Raw genomic sequence first — 18,163 nt, forward strand, 5'->3', positions numbered from 1 at the left:
GCGGGGTTAGCCGATCGCGGGCATTTAGGCTCAACACCACATCGTCACGACTGCGAAAGGGACTGGCGCAGTGGAGTACGTCGAGCACGTCGTCGACCTCGTCGGCAACACCCCTCTGGTGCGGTTGAACTCGCTGGCAGGCTCCGCTTCCACGCCGGTGCTGGCGAAGGTCGAGTACTTCAACCCGGGCGGCAGCGTGAAGGACCGGATCGCGCTGCGGATGGTCGAGGCCGCCGAGGAGTCCGGGCAGCTGCGGCCCGGCGGCACCATCGTCGAACCCACCTCCGGCAACACCGGCGTCGGGCTGGCGATGGTGGCCCAGCGCAAGGGCTACCGCTGCGTGTTCGTGTGCCCGGACAAGGTCAGCGAGGACAAGCGCAGCGTGCTGGAGGCGTACGGCGCGGAGGTCGTGGTGTGCCCGACCGCGGTTCCGCCGGAGCACGCCGATTCCTACTACAGCGTCTCGGACCGGCTGGTCACCGAGATCGACGGCGCGTGGAAGCCGAACCAGTACGCCAACGACGCCAACCCGGAGTCGCACTACCTCAGCACCGGCCCGGAGATCTGGCGCCAGACCGAGGGCCGGATCACGCACTTCGTCGCGGGCATCGGCACCGGCGGCACCATCTCCGGCATCGGCCGCTACCTCAAGGAGGTCTCCGGCGGGAAGGTGCGGATCATCGGCGCCGACCCGGAGGGTTCGGTGTACTCCGGCGGCGGCGGGCGGCCGTACCTGGTGGAGGGCGTCGGCGAGGACTTCTGGCCGCAGACCTACGACCGCGGCATCTGCGACGAGATCGTGCCGATCTCGGACCAGGACTCCTTCGGCATGACCCGCGAGCTCGCGCACCAGGAGGCGCTGCTGGTCGGTGGCTCGTGCGGGATGGCCGCGGCCGCGGCGCTGCGGATCGCGGAGCGCACCGGGCCGGACGACGTGATCGTGGTGCTGCTGCCCGACGGCGGGCGCGGCTACCTCGGCAAGGTGTTCAACGACTCCTGGATGGCCAAGTACGGCTTCCTGTCCCCGGACCACGCCGGCGGGTCGATGAAGGACGTGCTGCTGCGCAAGGACGGCACGATGCCGGAGCTGGTGCACGTGCACCCGAACGAGACCGTCGCGGAGGCGGTCGCGATCATGCGCGAGTTCAGCGTCTCGCAGATGCCGGTGGTCAACGCCGAACCGCCGGTGATGGCCGCCGAGGTCGCCGGGGCGGTCAACGAGCGCGACCTGCTGGACGCGCTGTTCGCGGGCAACGCTCAGCTCGCCGACCGGGTGGAGCAGCACATGTCGCCCCCGCTGCCGACCATCGGCGCGGGTGAGGAGATCAGCGCCGCGATGTCCGCGCTGGCGGGAGCGGACGGCGCGATGGTGCTCGTCGGCGGCAAACCGGCCGGGGTGGTGACCCGGCAGGACGTGCTGGCCTTCATCGCCGGACGTTGACGATTCGTTACGGATGGCCGCTACGCTGCTCACCTATCGGATAGCGTGTGCAGGACGCAACACCAAGGATTTCGTGCTTCACGCCCAAGGGGGTCAGGAAACCCGATGAGCTCTCCGCAGCCGCCGGACGGTGGCCAGCAGGGACAGCAACCGCAGGGAGCCGGTGGCGAGCCGCCGGACGCGGAAGGCACCCAGATCGGTTCCAAGCTGGACCCGCAGGCCACGGACGCCGAACAGGCCCCCAACCCGGACGCCACGCAGGTCGTTCGCCCGGCGCAGCCGCAGCAGGACGCCGGGCAGCAGGGAACCGGACAGCAGGGCACCGGGCAGTCCGGGCAAGCGCCCGGTGATTCGACGCAGGTCGTGCGGCCTGCCCAGCAACCCGCGCAGCAGTACGGCACCGGCGAATCCACCCAGGTCGTGCCGCCGACGATGCAGCCGCCGCAGCCGATGTACGAGCAGCCCGGCACGTCCGGCTCGGCTCCCGGTGAAGGCACCACGCAGGTCGTCCCGCCGAACATGCAGCCCGCGCAGCCGATGTACAACCAGCCCGGCACGCAGAGCCAGCCGGGCGGGTTCCCCCAGCAGCCCCAGTACCCGGGCGCGCCTCAGCAGCCTGGCACGCCCGGCGGCGGTTTCCCCGCTCCGCAGGCCCAGCCGGGATTCGGTGCCCCGCCGCCGAACACCGGCTACGGCGCGTTCGGCGAGCAAGGCGGCGAGAACAACCGCGGGCTCGCGCAGGCGGCCGGTTGGACCGCGATCGGCGGTGGCGGGCTGATGCTGGTCCTGCAGCTGGTCGGGATGTTCATGATGATCTCGGCGGTGAACCGGCTCAAGCAGCTGTCCGAATCCCTCGGCATGACCGCGCCGACGCCGTCGCTGGCGTTCCCGGTCACGATGATCGTGATCTCGATCGTGGTGCTGATCGCGATGATCGTCGGTGGCGCGTTCATCTTGCAGCGCAAGTCGCTCGGCCAGATTCTGGCCGGCGGTACCGGCGCGGTGGTCGCGGTCGTGTCCCTGATCAACATCTTCGTGCTCCCCTCCGCGGTGTGGTCGGCGATCCTGACGCTGCTCATCGGCGCCGCGGTCGCGGTGCTGGCGTTCCTGCCCGGGACCGGGGCGTGGCTCTCCGGTGGTTCGGCGGGGGCTCCGGCCCCGGCTGCCGCCGGGTTCGGCCAGCCGCAGCCGGGCCAGCCGTTCGGCCAGCCGCAACCCGGTCAACCGCAACCCGGCCAGCCGTTCGGCCAGCCCCAGCCCGGTCAACCGCATCCGGGCCAGCCGCAGTTCGGGCAGCAGCCGCCGCAGGCCGGCCCCTACGGCCAGCCGCCACAGGGCGGGTTCGGGCAGCCGCAACCCGGGCAGCCCCAGCCCGGCCAGCCCCAGCCCGGCTACGGACAGCCCGGCCCGTACGGCAATCCTTACGGCCAGCCACCGCAGCAGGGCGGCTACCCGCAGCAGCAGTACGGGCAGCAGCCCCCGCAGTGGTGATCAAGCCTTCGCAGCACCCCTTGTGAGCTGAGCGCTCCAACGCCGCGGCCCCCGGTTCGCCGGGGGCCGTCGTCGTGGAGATCACCGCTTCGGGTGCGCTCGGACCTGCCGGGCGCCATCCGCCGAAGGGGCCCGTACGCTGCTGCACATGAGTGACGGCTTCGCCACCCGCGCGATCCACGCGGGCCAGGAACCCGACCCGGCCACCGGTTCGGTGATCGTGCCGATCCACGCCACCTCCACCTACGCGCAGGACGGCGTCGGCGGACAGCGAGCGGGTTACGAGTACTCGCGCACCGGCAATCCCACTCGCACCGCGCTGGCGGAATGCCTGGCTGCGCTGGAGGGCGCCAAGCACGGCGCGGCCTTCGCCTCCGGGATGGCGGCCAGCGACGCGGTGCTGCGCGCGACGTTGCGCCCCGGCGACCACGTGATCATCCCGGACGACGCCTACGGCGGCACGTACCGGCTCATCGACAAGGTCCTCACCGGCTGGGACGTGCAGTACACCCCGGTCCCGGTCTCGGACGCCGGCGCGGTGCGGCAGGCGGTGCGCCCGGAGACGAAGCTGATCTGGGTGGAGACGCCGACCAACCCGCTGCTGAACATCGCCGACATCGCCGCGCTGGCGCAGCTCTCGCGCGACGCGGGCACGAAGCTGGTCGTGGACAACACGTTCGCCTCGCCGTACCTGCAGCGGCCGCTGGAGCTGGGTGCGGACGCGGTGGTGCACTCGACCACGAAGTACCTCGGCGGGCATTCCGACGTGGTCGGCGGCGCGGTGCTCACCTCCTCCGACGAGCTCGCCGCGCAGGTGGCCTTCCTGCAGAACAGCGCGGGCGCGGTGCCCAGCCCGTTCGACGCCTGGCTGACGCTGCGCGGACTCAAGACGCTGGCCGCCCGGATGGACCGGCACAGCGCGAACGCCGAGCGGATCGTCAACGCGCTGCACGGGCACCCGAAGGTCGCCAAGGTCTACTACCCGGGCCTGGAGGAACACCCCGGCCACGAGGTCGCCGCCAAGCAGATGCGCGGCTTCGGCGGGATGGTCTCGTTCACCCACGTCGACGGCGAGCAGGCGGCGCTCGAGGTGTGCGCCCGGACCCGGCTGTTCACCCTCGCCGAATCGCTCGGCGGCGTGGAGTCGCTGATCGAGCACCCGGGGCAGATGACGCACGCGAGCACCGCCGGTTCGGTGCTGCAGGTCCCCGCCGAGCTGGTGCGGCTGTCGGTCGGCATCGAGGACCCGGACGACCTCGTCGAGGACTTGCTCGCCGCGCTCTGAGCGGATCGCCGCGACGACCCGAGCGCTCAAGTGCGTGCGGGCTGCCAGCGCGCACTTCCGCGTACGTGCAGGTCAGGGCGCTACCGCGGGGTCGCTGGTGGGAACGAGCGGGTGCTGGCCGGACTCGACCTCGGGTGCGATCGGCAGGTCCTCCGGCCCGACGCAGCCGCCGACGAGTTCGGTGACGCCCTCCTCGCGCGGGGCGTAGCCGCCCGGGTCGTCGCAGCCCGCCTGAGCCACCACCAGCACCGCGGTCCCGGACAGGATCGTGGCCACCGCGATCCCGCCGACCAGCCGGACCGTGCCCGTCGAGGCTGTCGCCGAGGTCATGCGTCCTCCCAGTGGCGCCTTGCGGACCAGTGGCGCCGTGCGGACCAGTGCCCTTTCGAGCGTCGGCGCCTGGCGTGCCGCCGGCGCCGGTCGAGCGCCGCGGTCGAAGTCCGGACGATCAGGTGCCCTCCGAGCGTACCCAACACCTCGCGCAGCGGTCGGGATTCGCGCTGGTGCACGATGGAAGAATGCTGATCAGCCTGGACCGGGTGCGCGCGGCCGCCGAGGAGCTCGAAGGCGTCATCCGCCGCACGCCGTTGGAGCATTCCCGCGTGCTCGCCGAGCAGGTCGGCGGCGAAGTCTTCCTGAAGTGCGAGAACCTGCAGCGCACCGGGTCGTTCAAGCTGCGCGGCGGATACGTGCGGTTGCAGGAGTTGACCGAGCGGCAGCGCGCGGCCGGTGTCGTGGCCGCCAGCGCGGGCAACCACGCCCAGGGCGTGGCGCTGGCCGCGTCGTTGCTGGGCATTCGCTCCACGGTGTTCATGCCGGAACGCGCCACCCTGCCGAAGCTCGCGGCGACGCAGTCCTACGGCGCGACCGTGCGGGCGGAGGGCGGAGTGCTGTCCGAGACGCTCGCGCTCGCCACGCAATACGCCGACAGCACCGGCGCCGAGTTCATCCACCCCTTCAACCACCCCGCGGTGCTGGCCGGGCAGGGCACGGTCGGGCTGGAGATCCTGGACCAGTTGCCGCAGGTCGGCACGATCCTGGTGCCGACCGGTGGCGGCGGTCTGCTCGGCGGGGTGGCCGCCGCGGTGAAGGCCCTGCGTCCGGAGGTCCGGGTGATCGGGGTGCAGGCGGAGCAGGCCGCGGCCTGGCCGGGTTCGCTGGCCGCCGGGCATCCGGTGCGGGTCACCGACACGCGCACGATGGCCGACGGCATCGCGGTCGCCGAGCCGGGCGCGGTGACCTTCGAGCACGTGTCGGCGTTCGCCGACGAGGTCATCACGGTCAGCGAGCAGTCCTTGTCCCGGGCGCTGCTGCTGTGCCTGGAGCGGATGAAGCTGGTCGCCGAGCCTGCCGGGGTGGCCGCGGTGGCCGGGCTGCTGGAGCGTCCGGACCTGGTCGTCCCGCCTGCGGTGCCGGTCCTTTCCGGCGGCAACATCGACCCGGTGCTGCTGCTGCAGCTCATCCAGCACGGCATGACCTCCGCGGGCCGGTACCTGTCGCTGCGGGTGCGGTTGCCGGACCGGCCGGGTTCGCTGGCCGGGCTGGTCGCGCAGCTCGGCGATCTGGCGGCGAACGTGCTGGACATCGAGCATTCGCGGATTTCCGGGGCGCTGGCGCTGGGCGAGGTCGACGTGGAGGTCAGCTTGGAGACGCGCGGGCCGGAGCACCGCGAGCACGTGGTCTCGGAGCTGTCCAGTGCGGGCTTCACCGTCGTGGCGAAGCGCTGAGCACTCGGCCCCGGCCGACACGCCCGCGCGCCATCCGGGCCGGTGTGGTCGTGCCGGAGTGAGCGGACCGTTCGCCCCGCAAGATCGGTCCAACGGTCCGCTCACTCGGGATCACCGGACGGTTTCGCCGGATGTGCGAGCTTGCCGACACGCCCGCGCGGCGCCCGATCGGACTCAGAGGTTGCCGCGGAGCTCCTGCTCGCGCTCGATCGCCTCGAACAGCGCCTTGAAGTTGCCCTTGCCGAAGCCGAGCGAACCGTGCCGCTCGATCAGCTCGAAGAACACCGTCGGCCGGTCCCCGATCGGTTTGGTGAAGATCTGCAGCAGGTAGCCGTCCTCGTCCCGGTCGACGAGGATGCCGTGCTCCTTCAGCGTCTCGATCGGCAGCCGCACCTCGCCGATCCGCGCCCGCAGCTGCGGGTCGTCGTAGTAGGAGTCCGGCGTGGCCAGGAACTCCACGCCCGCCGCCCGCATCGCGGTGATGGTGCGCAGGATGTCGCCGGTGGCCAGCGCGATGTGCTGGCAGCCCGCGCCGCGGTAGAACTCCAGGTACTCGTCGATCTGCGACTTCTTGCGGCCCGCCGCAGGCTCGTTGAGCGGGAACTTCACCCGGTGGTTGCCGTTGGCGACGACCTTGCTCATCAGCGCGGAGTACTCGGTGGCGATGTCGTCGCCGACGAACTCGGCCATGTTCACGAACCCGAGCACGCGGTTGTAGAACGACACCCACTCGTCCATCCGGCCCAGTTCGACGTTGCCGACGCAGTGGTCCACGGCCTGGAACAGCCGCTTCGGGGCGCCTTCGGGCTTGACGTAGCCGCCGCTGCGGGGCACGTAACCGGGCAGGTAGGGGCCGGTGTAGCGACTGCGGTCGAGCAGCGTGTGCCTGGTTTCGCCGTAGGCGGCGATCGCGGCGGTGCGCACCGTGCCGTGCTCGTCGGAGACCTCGTGCGGCTCCTCGAGCACCCGCGCCCCTTGCGCGCGGGCGTGTTCGACGCAGCGGTCCACGTCCTCGACCTCCAGCGCGATGTCCACGACACCGTCCCCGTGCCGCCGGTGGTGGTCGGCCAGCGGGCTGTCCGGATCGACCGCGCCGTTGAGCACGAACCGCGCGGACCCGGACTTGAGCACGTACGACTTGTGGTCCCGTTCGCCCTGCTCCGGGCCTCGGTAGGCGACGAGTTCCATGCCGAACGCGACCTGGTAGAACAGCGCGCTCTGGGTGGCGTTGCCGACGACGAACACCACCGCGTCCATCGCCCGCACCGGGAACGGGTCGCGGCTGTCGTCGTGCTCGACGAGGCCGACGAGCCGCTGCATCTGGTCGAAGGTGACGTCATCGAGTTCGCCGGTGCCCACGTGCTCGGTGCCGTGCGGGTCCACAGTGGTCACGATGTCCTCCTCGCTGGTACGGCGCTGCTGCGCCAGCGTGGGCCCGTCGGGCATCCTGAGCAATCGCCGTCGAGAACACTGGACAAGTTGTCCAGCATCGCCGCGGTGAACCGCGAAAATCCGAGCAGGTTGTGCAGGTGCGGAATGGACTCGTTGGACGCCCGGTTGTTGCTGCTGCTGGCCGACGAGCCGCGGCTGGGAGTGCTGGAGTGCTCCCGGCGGCTCGGCGTCGCCCGCGGGACCGTGCAGGCGCGGATGGACCGGATGCAGCGCAGCGGGATTCTGCGCGGGTTCCCGCCGGACCTGGACCTGGCCGAAATGGGCTACGGGCTCACCGCGTTCGCGGTGCTGGAGATCGCGCAGGGCAGGCGGGACGCGGTCGCCGCGAAGCTGGCGGCGATCGGCGAGGTGTGCGAGGTGCACGCGACCACCGGCCAAGGGGATCTGTTCGTGCGGATCGTGGCGCGCTCCAACGCGGATCTGCAGCGGGTGGTCGACGAGGTCGTGGCGGTGCCGCACGTGCTGCGGACCTCGACATCGATCGCGCTGTCCACGCCGGTGCCGCCGCGGTTCCGGCCGCTGCTGGAGCGGATCGCCGAGGCGGAGTGACCGTTCAGCTCCACGCGAAACGCGACTGCGCAACGTAACCGGATCCGGCACCAATGGATGAGTGCCGGGATAAGCCGGGTGGATCAGCGCACCGGGCGCGCGATGCGCTCGCCGGCGGGGCCCGAATTAGTTCGAGATCGTTGGGGCCGAAACCCGCGGGCGCCGATCAAAAACCCCGCCGCGCCCGTGCGGACCGCAGCGGGCACGGCACCCAGATCGATTCCGCCAATTCCCCGCAATGCCGAGGAATCCGCCACCGGTGGTTGACGCGAACCCGCTATTGTCCGGAAAAGCGGATCGAGAAAAAGACCGGTCGGAAAACCGACCGGTCAGCAATAGCGCGGTGCGGGCGCGGGGCCGCACCCGCACCGCCCGCGGGTCAACCGAGGAACGGCTCGGCCTCCACCAGCGTGACCTTCATGGTGCCGCCGTTGGGCAGCTCGTACTCGCGGGTCTCGCCCTGCTTGGCCTCCAGCAGCGCCTGGCCGAGCGGGGAGCTGGGCGAGTAGACCTCCAGTTCGCCGTGCGCACCCTCCTCGCGGGTGGCCAGCAGGAACTTCTCGGTCTCGTCCTCGCCGTCGAAGCGGACGGTCAGCACCGAGCCGGGCTTGGCGATGCCGGACTCCGTCGGGACGTCGCCGACCTTGGCGGTGCGCAGCAGTTCCTGCAGCTGGCGGATCCGGGATTCGAGTTGGCCCTGCTCCTCGCGGGCCGCGTGGTAACCACCGTTCTCCTTGAGGTCGCCTTCCTCCCGGGCCTCGTTGATCTTCGCGGCGATCACCGGGCGGTTGGCCACGAGCTCGTCCAGCTCACCCTTGAGCCGGTCGTAAGCATCCTGGGTCAGCCAGGTCACCTGGGTATCGCTCACGGTCACCACTCCTCGTCGACGGCGACCCGCCATCCGCGGGCCGACAACTTCCCGTCCTCAGCGCATTCCGGCTACTGCCAGAACGGAAAAACACGGCCCGCGCGGGGCCGTGCTGCCCTCGAGGATAGCACGAATCGGCGCACCGATGGAGTGCATTTAAGCAGTATCCCGCGGTGCGCACGACGCTTCACCCAGTTGGCCGCCGGAGGGTGGACAAATATTCGGGAACGTTGTATGTACAGCCGTACACCTCGCCGGTCATCGGCCGTTCCGAGGTGCGCACCACCGTTTCCTGCCGGACCGTGTCGGTCGCCGGCGGGATGTAGATCTCTTTGCGGCCGGTCTCCGCGCCGGAAACGCCGAGCGCCCGGATCACGCACTCCGCCGGACGGCGCGGATCGTCGCGCTGCACCTCCGCGGTGACGTGTACCGAACTGTCGTCGAGCACCTGGAACGCGGCCTGTTTGCCCTGGATGGGCGGGCTGCCGAGGTTCGTGTAGGCGAGCACGGAGGCACCGATCAGCACCAGTGCGGTCAACGCGCCGAGCGCCCATCGGACCCGCGGCCGGTCCGGCCTGCGCTCGCGCGAGCCGTACCGCCCTTCCGGGACCTGCTGGCTGCTCACCGTCGCCGCCTTCCTGTTCCGTGCTCCCAACGGGGGTGCCCGGTCCGGGCGATGCCTCCCCGGCCGCCCAGGGTTTTCGGCGCATTGGGAACAATGGGTGTCGGCACCCTCGTTGAGTATCCCCGGGGTGTCCGGCCGGCGGTCAGCGGGTCCGGTGCGACTGGGAGCAGGAAGGAACAGCCTGGCGATGGCCGAGAAGCTGCGTCTGATGACGGTGCACGCGCACCCGGACGATGAGTCCAGCAAGGGAGCGGCGACCACCGCGCGTTATGCCGCCGAGGGGCACGACGTGATGGTCGTCACGTGCACCGGGGGTGAGGCGGGCAGCATCCTGAACCCGGCCATGGAGCGCCCGGAGGTGCTCGCGAACATGCCGGAGATCCGCCGCACCGAAATGGCCCGCGCCGCGGAGATCCTCGGCGTCCGGCACCACTGGCTCGGCTACGTCGACTCCGGCCTCCCGGAGGGCGACCCGCTGCCGCCGCTGCCGGAGGGCTGCTTCGCCACGATCGACCAGGTCGGCCCGGTCGCCGACCTGGTGCGCGTCATCCGCGAGTTCCAGCCGCACGTGCTGATCACCTACGACGAGAGCGGCGGCTACCCGCACCCGGACCACATCCGCTGCCACGAGGTCTCGATGACCGCGTTCGACGAGGCGGCCGACCCCGACCTGCACCCGGCGGCGGGCGAGCCGTGGCAGCCGCTGAAGCTGTACTACTCGCACGGCTTCTCCCGGAAGAAGATGCAGCTGTTCCACGACGCGCTGCTGGAGCGCGGTGTCGAATCGCCCTACGGCGAGTGGCTGGCCAGGTGGGACGAGCGGGACCGGCCCGACCCGGACGAGCGGGTCACGACCCGGGTGGAGTGCGGGGCATACTTCGAGCAGCGGGACGACGCGCTGCGCGCGCACGCCACCCAGATCGATCCGGACAGCCGCTGGTTCGCCGTCCCGCCGGACATCCAGCGGGCGCTGTGGCCGACCGAGGACTACGAGCTGGTTCGCTCGCTGGTCGATACGACGTTGCCGGAGGACGACCTGTTCTCCGGCGTGCGGGAGAAGGTGTCGGCATGAACGAGGCGCTGACCTTCGTGGTCGCGCAGGCTCCACCACCGCCGCAGGATCCGGGTGGGCAAGGGGAGGACTTCGGCAAGTCCTCCCCGGTCGGCCTGCTGCTGCTGATCCTGTTCGGCATCGCGGTGGCGTTCCTGATCCGCTCGATGAGCAAGCACTTGAAGAAGCTGCCGTCGAACTTCAGCGAGGAGCGGGCCGCGGCCGCCACCCCTGCCCGGGTCCGCCGGGCCGAAGCGCGGGCCGCCGCCAAGGCCGGCGAGGGTGAAACCGCCGCGCAGGAATCGGAGGCGCCTGATGCCGCGGCGCCGGAGGATGCTGCGGAGCCGAAGGACGGTGCGGCGCCGAAGGACTCGGAGGCGAGCTCCGACGGCGGCGCAGCGACCCGCTAGCGGCCCGAGCTCCACCGGCATCAACGCTGCGGCAGCACCACGGACTTCACCGCCTTCGGGTCGGTCGCGCCCGCGGTGAGCGCCGCGGGCACCTCGGCGAGCCCGAAGTGGTGCGTGACCAGCCGGTCCAGGTCCACTTCCCGGTTCGACGCCAGCGCGATGGCGGTGGGCCAGGTGTTGGCGTAGCGGAACGTGCCGGTCAGCTCGATCTCGAAGTTCTGCACGTGCGCCAGCGGCAGCGCCAGCTGCTCGCCGCCCATGCCGACCAGCACCACCCGCCCGGCGCGGCCGACCGCGCGGATCGCCTCGGAGGCCGCCGCGGGCACGCCGGAGCACTCCAGCAACACGTCCGGTTCGTAGCCCGCGTCGCCCAGCGGCGTCTCCGCGACGTTGATCGTCGAGGTCGCGGCCAGCTCGGCGGCCAGTTGCAGGCGGTGCGCGCCGACGTCGGTGACCACGACCTCGCTCGCGCCGAACGCGCGGGCGGTCTGCGCGGCGACCAGCCCGATCGGGCCGGAACCGGTGATCAGCACTCGCGAACCGGGTCCGACGTGGCCTTTCCGGCACGCCCACACGCCCACCGAGAGCGGTTCGATCAAGCCGGTCGCGTCGTCGGAGAGCGACTCCGGCGCACGGTGCGCGAACTGCTCGTGCACGGTGACGTACTCGCAGAACGCTCCATCGATGGGCGGTGTCGCGAAGAACTTCATGTCCGGGCACAGGTTGTACCGGCCCGCGCGGCACTGCGCGCACACGAAGCACGGCTGTCCGGGCTCGATGGACACCCGATCACCCGGCGCGTGCAGCTGCGCGGCCGCGCCGGTGGCGACCACGACTCCGCCTGACTCGTGCCCCAGGACGAGCGGATCGCGCACCACGAACGTCCCGATGCGGCCTTGCTCGTAGTAGTGCGTGTCCGAGCCGCAGGTGCCCACTGCCTCCACCCGCACCAGCACCTCGTGCGGCCCGGGCGCCGGAACGGGCCGTTCCTGCACCTCGACGTCTTGGATGTCGCGCAGCACGGAAGCGCGCATGGTGTCCGGGATCTGCGGCATCGGGCCTCCTCGTCGTCTCACCCCACCGTCGCAGCAAGGATGCCGCGCCCGCGGCAGGGGCGGGAACCCGCCACGGGTGCACCTGATCATCGCGAGTGGGACGCTGGCGGACATGGCGAACCGGCTTGCTGACGCGACCAGCCCGTACCTGTTGCAGCACGCGGACAACCCGGTGCACTGGTGGCAGTGGACGCCGGAGGCGTTCGAGGAGGCGCGGCGCCGGGACGTGCCGGTGCTGCTGTCGATCGGCTACGCCGCCTGCCACTGGTGCCACGTGATGGCGCACGAATCGTTCGAGGACGCCGACATCGCCGCGGTGATGAACGAGAACTTCGTGAACATCAAGGTGGACCGGGAGGAACGCCCGGACGTCGACTCCGTCTACATGGAGGCCACCCAGGCCATGACCGGCCAGGGCGGCTGGCCGATGACCTGCTTCCTGACTCCGGACGGCGAACCGTTCCACTGCGGCACCTACTACCCGGCCCGCCCGCTGCAGGGGATGCCGTCGTTCCCGCAGCTGCTCGACGCCGTGGCCAAAGCCTGGTCGGAGCGCGGTGCCGAGGTCCGCGCGGCCGCGACCAGGGTGGTGGAGCAGCTCGCCGAGCAGCGCCCGCCGCTGCCGGAGTCCGCGGTGGACGAGCAGGTGCTGTCCTCCGCGGTGGCCCAGCTGCACGAGGAGTTCGACGCCGCGAACGCCGGCTTCGGCGGAGCCCCCAAGTTCCCGCCGTCGATGGTGCTGGAGTTCCTGCTGCGCCACCACGAGCGCACCGGCTCGCCGGACGCGCTGGCGATGACCGAGGGGACCTGCGAGGCGATGGCCCGCGGCGGCATCTACGACCAGCTCGCCGGGGGCTTCGCGCGCTACAGCGTCGACGCCGAGTGGGTCGTGCCGCACTTCGAGAAGATGCTCTACGACAACGCACTGCTGCTGCGCGCGTACGCGCACCTGGCCAAGCTGGGCGCGTCGTCGGCGGCGCTCGCGGAGCGGGTCACGCGCGAGACCGGCGAGTTCCTGCTGCGCGACCTGCGCACCGCGGAGGGCGCGTTCGCCGCTTCGCTGGATGCCGACACCGAAGGCGTGGAAGGGCTCACCTACGTCTGGACGCCCGAGGAACTGCAGGAGGTGCTCGGCGAGCAGGACGCGCAGTGGGTCGCGGAGCTGCTGCACGTGACCTCGGCCGGGACCTTCGAGCACGGCGCCTCGACGTTGCAGCTGCGTCGCGACCCGGACGACCTGCCCCGGTGGCAGCGCATCCGCGAGGCGCTGCTGGACGCGCGGTCCAGGCGCCCGCAGCCGGGCATCGACGACAAGATCGTGACGGCCTGGAACGGGATGGCGCTGACCGGGCTGGTCGAAGCGGCCGCGGTGTTGCAGGAACCGCAGTGGATCGACGCGGCGGAACGCGCCGCGGATCTGCTCACCGAGCTGCACCTGGTCGACGGCCGGTTGCGCCGCAGCTCCCGCGACGGCGTGGTGGGCGCCGCGGCAGGGGTGCTCGAAGACCACGGCTGCCTTGCCGAGGGGCTGCTGGCACTGCACCAGGCGACCGGGCGGCGGCGGTGGCTCGAAACCGCGTGCGCGCTGCTGGACACCGCGCTGGAGCAGTTCGCCGACGACGAGCACGCAGGGCTGTTCCACGACACCGCCGCGGACGCGGAAGCGCTCATGCGCCGCCCTTCGGACCCGACCGACAACGCCAGCCCGTCCGGGGCGTCCGCGACGACGTCCGCGCTGATCACCGCGGCGGCGTTGGCCGGGCCGGACCGCGCGGCCCGCTACCGGTCGGCCGCCGAGCAGGCGCTGACCAGGGCGGGCCTGATCGCCGAGCGGGCTCCGCGCTTCGCAGGCCACTGGATGGCCGCGGCGGAAGCGCTCGCGCACGGCCCCACCCAGGTCGCGGTGGCGGGGGAGACCGACGAGGACCGGACCGCGCTGTCCGTCGCCGCCCGCAGGCACGCGCCGGGCGGTGCGGTCGCGGTGGCCGGACCACCGGAGGCCGAGGAGGTGCCGCTGCTGGCCGGGCGACCGCTGGTGGACGGACGAGCCGCCGCCTACGTCTGCCGCGGGTACGTCTGCGACCGGCCGGTCACTTCCGTCGAAGACCTGGTTTCCGCGCTGGCCCGCTGAACTCGCCTGCGCGGCGAGATCAGGCGTACAGCGCGAGCCAGATCGACACGTGGTGGCAGATCGCCGCCGCGGACACCGCGGAGTGGAAGAACTCGTGGTACCCGAAGGTCTTCGGCCACGGGTCGGGCCACCGGGTCGCGTAACCGACCGCGCCCAAGGTGTAGAGCACGCCACCGACGATCAGCAGCACGAACGCCGCAACGCCCGCGTTCGACAGCAGCTCCGGCAGCACGAACAGCGCCACCCAGCCCAACGCCACGTACACCGGCACGCCTACCCAGCGCGGACCGTTCGGCCAGGCGAGCTTGAGCACCACCCCGCCGAGCGCACCGCCCCACACCACGGCGAGCACGACGGCACCGGTCTTGGGCTGCATCGCCAGCATCGCGAACGGCGTGTACGTGCCCGCGATGAACAGGAAGATCATCGAGTGGTCCAGCCTGCGCATCCAGGTGCGCGCGCCCACCGTGCGCCACGTCTTGCGGTGGTAGAGCGCGCTCACCCCGAACAGGCCGAGCACTGTTGCCACGTAGACCGAGGCGCCCAGCGCCGCGGCGGCGGAGACGGTGGCGGCGGCCAACGCGATCAGCGTCGCGCCCGCGGCGACCGCGACCACCAGGGACCAGAAGTGGATCCAGCCGCGCATCCTGGGTTTGACGAACGCGGCGGGGCGGCGGGCGGACACAGCGCTACTCACAGCACGGAGGTTACGGCACCGTAGGTTCGATGTGCCGCGCCTCGGTGGTGACCTCCGTTGCACTCGCGATCCGTTCGCGGCGCGACGGCGGGTCGTTCGCAGACGGAGGGACCACCCGGGTGGCCGAGAGCACCCGCGTAGTCTCAGGGAGCGTGGCGCTCAAGGTTCGTCTGCGGGAACTCATCTATGACGTTTACGAGTGGCGGTTGCGCCGCCAGCTCACCGGCGCGCGGGCACCCCGGCACGTAGGCGTGATCCTGGACGGCAACCGTCGCTGGGCGCGCGAGGCCGGGCTGGACATCGCGCACGGGCACCGCGCGGGCGCGCGCAAGATCAGCGAACTGCTCGGCTGGTGCCAGGAGGCCAAGGTCGAGGTCGTCACGCTGTGGCTGCTGTCCACCGACAACCTGGGGCGGACGAGCGCGGAGCTGGACGCCCTGCTGGAGATCATCAGCGGGGTCGTGGACGAACTCACCGACCCGGACAGCCCGTGGCGGGTGCGGATCGTCGGCGCCCTGGACCTGCTGCCCACCGAGACGGCCGCGCGGCTCTCGGCGGCGGCACTGCGCACCGAGGGGCGCAGCGGGATGCAGGTCAACGTCGCGGTCGGCTACGGCGGGCGGCAGGAGATCACCGAAGCGGTGCGCAAGCTGCTGCTGCAGCACGCCGAGGCCGGCACGTCGATCGAGGAACTGGCCGAGTTCCTCAACGTCGACCACATCTCCGAGCACCTCTACACCTCCGGCCAGCCGGACCCGGACCTGCTGATCCGCACGTCCGGTGAGCAGCGGTTGTCCGGGTTCATGCTGTGGCAGTCGGCGCACTCGGAGTTCTGGTTCTGCGAGGCGTACTGGCCGGCGTTCCGCCGGGTCGACTTCTTGCGCGCGCTGCGCGAGTACTCGGCGCGGCACCGGCGCTACGGCGGCTGATTTCGCGGCCCGGACTCGCCGGGCTCGTGCTGGAGGCCCCTGAACATGCTGGAGGGCCAGGCCCAACGGACCTGGCCCTCCGCGCACATCCACACGAGCGCCTACGTGTGTCAGCCCTCGACCGACGGGTGGTCGGTCAGCGGCGCGTTCACGCAGTTGCTGGACTGCGGGGACAGCACCGGCACGACCGCACCCAGCACCGCGGCGTTGCTGCCGCACGCCTGGATCGGCGCAACGCTGGCGTTGTTGTCGTTGAGCAGGTTCACGCCGTCGTTGTCGGCGGTGTCGGCGTTCGCCATCGGGGCCAGCGCCATCAGACCGGCCGCCGCGCCTGCGAGAACCACAGCCTTCTTCAGCATTCTGTTACTCCATTCACTTGCTTACTTGCCGCGGGAAAACCCCGGTCCGCCGAATTACGGTTCGGCTTACGTGGCGGACCCCGATGTGCTTCGACGGGGAAATCCCAGCTCATCGGTTCGGGGCGGGGGAGGAAAAACACCGGCGGTAGTGCTTGCGTACATCTCCGGCGCTTGCCGGGTCCGCCGGTGCGAAAACCTCGAATCAACACGGGCTGATCGTCCGAAGGTGACCGACCGGGAGAACCGGGAATGCTTTCCCGGTCGGGCAGTGGGCATCCGGACGCTTCGCGCGGTGACCGAGGTCGCCGGGGTCGCTCAGCCTTCCGCCGACGGGTGGTCGGTGAGCGGCGCGTTCACGCACTGGCTGGGCTGCGGCGACAGGATCGGCACAACCGCCCCGGCCACGGCGGCGTTGGTGCCGCACGCCTGGACCGGCAGCACGCTCACGTTGTTGCCGTTGAGCAGGTTGACGCCGTCGTTGTCGGCGCTGTCGGCGTTGGCCATGGGGGCCAGCGCCATCAGACCGGCCGCCGCACCGGCGACGACCACAGCCTTCTTCAGCACTTGGATGCTCCTTGTAGTTCGGGACGTGGCTAGTGCGTTTCCCCGAAGTCCGGAAGTTCTTTCGGGGGAGCACCTGGCGGAAAACTTAACCAATCCCGAAGGCGGATGCCCAGCCGGTTAACACCATCGTGTATCTAATCGACTCAGCCCTAAAGGTGAGACCGTTTCGCATGTTCCGAACATGTTTCGGGAAATGCGAGCCAATACCATTCGCTGATCGCCCGCGCGAACTCGGGTTCCGCCCGATGTCCCCGAGTCGTACTGTCCGGACGTGGACGCCCACCAGGTCGTTAACGAGTACGTGCTGCTCGGGCTACGCCTCGATCGGCTCGAACCCGGTGCCGTCGAAGCCTTCGCGGGCGATCCGCTGCTGCGCCATCGGGCTGCCCGCGAGGCACCTCCGGCACCGTCGCGGCTGGTAGCGAGCGTGCAGCGGCTTCGCGCGGCACTGCCCGGCTGCGGCCTTTCCGCGCCGCGCGAGGAGTTCATCACCGCCCAGCTCCCCGCGCTGGAATGCACCGCGCACCGGCTCGCCGGGCGAGAGCTCCCGCTCGCGGACACCGCCGAGCGCTGCTTCCAGGTGCACCCGCGGCCCGGCGACCCGGACGACTACCGGCGGGTGCACGCGGAACTCGCCGCGGTGCTGCCGGGCCGCGGAGATCCCGCGATCCGGCTCGCTCGCCTGCGCGCGGCCGAGGCGGTGCCCGCCGACTCGCTTTCCGCGGCGGTGTCGGCGCTTTCCCGCGCGTTGCGCGCGCAGGCGCGCGCGGAGATCGGGCTGCCCGCCCAGGAGTCCGTGCGCTTCCGGCTCGTCCGCGATCGTCCCTGGACCGGCTTGCACCGCTACCTCGGCGACTTCCGCTCGCTGGTCGCGGTGAACGCCGATCACGAGCATTGGGCGGGTCAGCTCCCGTGGCTGGTGGCGCACGAGTCCTACCCCGGGCATCACACCGATCAGTGCCGCAAGGAGAGCGCGTCCGCGCAGCGGCCGGAACTAGCACTGGCGTTGCGGGACACGCCGCAGAGCGTGATCTCCGAAGGACTCGCCGATCTCGGCCTCCGGATCGCGGTAGGGCCGGGCTGGGGCCGGTGGGCCGCCGAGGTGCTGGCAGGCGCCGGTGTGGCCATGGACGGTGAGCTGGCGGAGCGGGTGCAGGGGCTGCTGCGGCAGCTGAGCCGGGTCCGCTGGGATGCGGCGCTGCTGCTGCACGATCGCGGCGCTGATGCGGGCACCGCTGTCCGGCATCTGCGCCGATGGGGGCTGATGTCCGAACGGCGGGCCCGTGCGCTGGTGGAGTTCCTCGCGGATCGGCGCCGAGCCGTCCGCACCGCCGCCTACGTCGAAGGCGGCCGGCTGGTGGGCTCTTGGCTCGGCGCCTGCCCGGCGCGTGGTGACCGGGTGCGGCGATTGCTGGACGAGGCGTGGACTCCGCGCGCGCTGGCGCGGGAGCTCGGGTGCCTGCCGCAGGCCGAGGCCGGGTGCTCCGTTCGGCGGTAGCCGGCCGCGATGACCGGTACAGCCGGTCGCT

At 71.3% G+C, this 18,163-nt stretch carries 18 protein-coding genes; 10 read left to right on the forward strand and 8 right to left on the reverse strand.

The window, feature by feature from the left end:
• Positions 1–70: 70 nt before the first annotated feature.
• The 3 genes from INP57_RS07575 (at position 71) to INP57_RS07585 (ending at position 4,217) form a co-directional block, all read left to right on the forward strand.
• A complete protein-coding gene (locus INP57_RS07575) occupies positions 71–1,441 on the forward strand; it encodes a cystathionine beta-synthase (RefSeq protein ID WP_200069298.1) in 1,371 nt (456 codons plus the stop codon).
• Positions 1,442–1,546: 105 nt separating this feature from the next.
• Positions 1,547–2,932 carry a hypothetical protein gene (locus INP57_RS07580; RefSeq protein ID WP_200069299.1) on the forward strand — a complete coding sequence of 462 codons (1,386 nt, stop codon included), beginning with the start codon at positions 1,547–1,549 and terminating at the stop codon, positions 2,930–2,932.
• 148 nt (positions 2,933–3,080) lie between these two features.
• A complete protein-coding gene (locus INP57_RS07585; RefSeq protein ID WP_200069300.1) occupies positions 3,081–4,217 on the forward strand; it encodes a cystathionine gamma-synthase in 1,137 nt (378 codons plus the stop codon).
• Positions 4,218–4,289: 72 nt separating this feature from the next.
• Here the strand turns inward: INP57_RS07585 and INP57_RS07590 are convergent, their stop codons facing one another.
• Positions 4,290–4,547, reverse strand: coding sequence for a hypothetical protein (locus tag INP57_RS07590; protein ID WP_200069301.1), 258 nt, complete (start codon positions 4,545–4,547; stop codon positions 4,290–4,292).
• Between the two features lie 188 nt (positions 4,548–4,735).
• Between INP57_RS07590 and ilvA the strand changes: the two genes are divergently transcribed.
• Positions 4,736–5,944 (forward strand): threonine ammonia-lyase, encoded by a 1,209-nt coding sequence (gene ilvA, locus INP57_RS07595; protein ID WP_200069302.1) that lies wholly within the window; start codon positions 4,736–4,738, stop codon positions 5,942–5,944.
• 174 nt (positions 5,945–6,118) lie between these two features.
• Here ilvA and hppD read toward each other — a convergent pair whose 3' ends face one another.
• Complete coding sequence (gene hppD / locus INP57_RS07600; RefSeq protein ID WP_200069416.1) at positions 6,119–7,264, reverse strand: 4-hydroxyphenylpyruvate dioxygenase; 1,146 nt, start codon at positions 7,262–7,264, stop codon at positions 6,119–6,121.
• Between the two features lie 216 nt (positions 7,265–7,480).
• Here hppD and INP57_RS07605 point away from each other — a divergent pair, with 216 nt between their 5' ends.
• Entirely contained in the window at positions 7,481–7,945 is a 465-nt protein-coding gene (locus INP57_RS07605) for an Lrp/AsnC family transcriptional regulator (protein ID WP_200069303.1), read from the forward strand.
• Positions 7,946–8,324: 379 nt separating this feature from the next.
• On the opposite strand, the gene greA is transcribed toward INP57_RS07605, so the two are convergent.
• Positions 8,325–8,813, reverse strand: coding sequence for a transcription elongation factor GreA (gene greA / locus INP57_RS07610; RefSeq protein WP_200069304.1), 489 nt, complete (start codon positions 8,811–8,813; stop codon positions 8,325–8,327).
• A 187-nt stretch (positions 8,814–9,000) separates the two neighbouring features.
• The gene (locus tag INP57_RS07615) at positions 9,001–9,438 is read right to left on the reverse strand and encodes a DUF4307 domain-containing protein (RefSeq protein ID WP_200069305.1); all 438 of its coding nucleotides are present in this window, start codon (positions 9,436–9,438) and stop codon (positions 9,001–9,003) included.
• 187 nt (positions 9,439–9,625) lie between these two features.
• On the opposite strand from INP57_RS07615, the gene mca reads away from it, so the two are divergent.
• Together mca and INP57_RS07625 are read left to right on the forward strand one after the other, a co-directional pair.
• Positions 9,626–10,510, forward strand: a complete 885-nt coding sequence (gene mca / locus INP57_RS07620) for a mycothiol conjugate amidase Mca (RefSeq protein ID WP_200069306.1) — start codon at positions 9,626–9,628, stop codon at positions 10,508–10,510.
• Positions 10,507–10,899 (forward strand): hypothetical protein, encoded by a 393-nt coding sequence (locus INP57_RS07625; protein ID WP_200069307.1) that lies wholly within the window; start codon positions 10,507–10,509, stop codon positions 10,897–10,899. Before mca ends, INP57_RS07625 begins: the two co-directional genes overlap by 4 nt.
• Before the next feature lie 20 nt (positions 10,900–10,919).
• On the opposite strand, the gene INP57_RS07630 is transcribed toward INP57_RS07625, so the two are convergent.
• Entirely contained in the window at positions 10,920–11,954 is a 1,035-nt protein-coding gene (locus INP57_RS07630; protein WP_233626985.1) for an NAD(P)-dependent alcohol dehydrogenase, read from the reverse strand.
• Between the two features lie 112 nt (positions 11,955–12,066).
• Here INP57_RS07630 and INP57_RS07635 point away from each other — a divergent pair, with 112 nt between their 5' ends.
• On the forward strand, positions 12,067–14,085 hold the full coding sequence (locus tag INP57_RS07635) for a thioredoxin domain-containing protein (RefSeq protein WP_200069308.1): 2,019 nt from the start codon (positions 12,067–12,069) through the stop codon (positions 14,083–14,085).
• Positions 14,086–14,104: 19 nt separating this feature from the next.
• On the opposite strand, the gene trhA is transcribed toward INP57_RS07635, so the two are convergent.
• Positions 14,105–14,770, reverse strand: a complete 666-nt coding sequence (gene trhA, locus INP57_RS07640; RefSeq protein ID WP_374220926.1) for a PAQR family membrane homeostasis protein TrhA — start codon at positions 14,768–14,770, stop codon at positions 14,105–14,107.
• A 164-nt stretch (positions 14,771–14,934) separates the two neighbouring features.
• On the opposite strand from trhA, the gene INP57_RS07645 reads away from it, so the two are divergent.
• Positions 14,935–15,711, forward strand: coding sequence for an isoprenyl transferase (locus INP57_RS07645; protein ID WP_295148961.1), 777 nt, complete (start codon positions 14,935–14,937; stop codon positions 15,709–15,711).
• Positions 15,712–15,821: 110 nt separating this feature from the next.
• Here INP57_RS07645 and INP57_RS07650 read toward each other — a convergent pair whose 3' ends face one another.
• On the reverse strand, positions 15,822–16,070 hold the full coding sequence (locus INP57_RS07650; protein WP_200069310.1) for a hypothetical protein: 249 nt from the start codon (positions 16,068–16,070) through the stop codon (positions 15,822–15,824).
• Positions 16,071–16,385: 315 nt separating this feature from the next.
• Complete coding sequence (locus INP57_RS07655) at positions 16,386–16,634, reverse strand: hypothetical protein (RefSeq protein ID WP_295148958.1); 249 nt, start codon at positions 16,632–16,634, stop codon at positions 16,386–16,388.
• A gap of 271 nt (positions 16,635–16,905) precedes the next feature.
• Here INP57_RS07655 and INP57_RS07660 point away from each other — a divergent pair, with 271 nt between their 5' ends.
• On the forward strand, positions 16,906–18,132 hold the full coding sequence (locus INP57_RS07660; protein ID WP_200069311.1) for a DUF885 domain-containing protein: 1,227 nt from the start codon (positions 16,906–16,908) through the stop codon (positions 18,130–18,132).
• The last annotated feature ends 31 nt before the right edge of the window (positions 18,133–18,163 follow it).

It is taken from the genome of Saccharopolyspora galaxeae, assembly GCF_016526145.1.
Taxonomy (GTDB): Bacteria; Actinomycetota; Actinomycetes; order Mycobacteriales; family Pseudonocardiaceae; genus Saccharopolyspora_C; species Saccharopolyspora_C galaxeae.

Excerpts from the sequence above, each read along its gene's own strand:
- INP57_RS07605 (WP_200069303.1), top strand. The coding sequence starts at position 7,481 with ATGGACTCGTTGGACGCCCGGTTGTTGCTGCTGCTGGCCGACGAGCCG.
- mca (WP_200069306.1), top strand. The coding sequence starts at position 9,626 with ATGGCCGAGAAGCTGCGTCTGATGACGGTGCACGCGCACCCGGACGAT.
- INP57_RS07635 (WP_200069308.1), top strand. The coding sequence starts at position 12,067 with ATGGCGAACCGGCTTGCTGACGCGACCAGCCCGTACCTGTTGCAGCAC.
- INP57_RS07625 (WP_200069307.1), top strand. The coding sequence starts at position 10,507 with ATGAACGAGGCGCTGACCTTCGTGGTCGCGCAGGCTCCACCACCGCCG.
- ilvA (WP_200069302.1), top strand. The coding sequence starts at position 4,736 with ATGCTGATCAGCCTGGACCGGGTGCGCGCGGCCGCCGAGGAGCTCGAA.
- INP57_RS07630 (WP_233626985.1), bottom strand. The coding sequence starts at position 11,954 with ATGCCGCAGATCCCGGACACCATGCGCGCTTCCGTGCTGCGCGACATC.
- INP57_RS07590 (WP_200069301.1), bottom strand. The coding sequence starts at position 4,547 with ATGACCTCGGCGACAGCCTCGACGGGCACGGTCCGGCTGGTCGGCGGG.
- INP57_RS07650 (WP_200069310.1), bottom strand. The coding sequence starts at position 16,070 with ATGCTGAAGAAGGCTGTGGTTCTCGCAGGCGCGGCGGCCGGTCTGATG.
- INP57_RS07585 (WP_200069300.1), top strand. The coding sequence starts at position 3,081 with ATGAGTGACGGCTTCGCCACCCGCGCGATCCACGCGGGCCAGGAACCC.
- hppD (WP_200069416.1), bottom strand. The coding sequence starts at position 7,264 with ATGCAGCGGCTCGTCGGCCTCGTCGAGCACGACGACAGCCGCGACCCG.
- INP57_RS07580 (WP_200069299.1), top strand. The coding sequence starts at position 1,547 with ATGAGCTCTCCGCAGCCGCCGGACGGTGGCCAGCAGGGACAGCAACCG.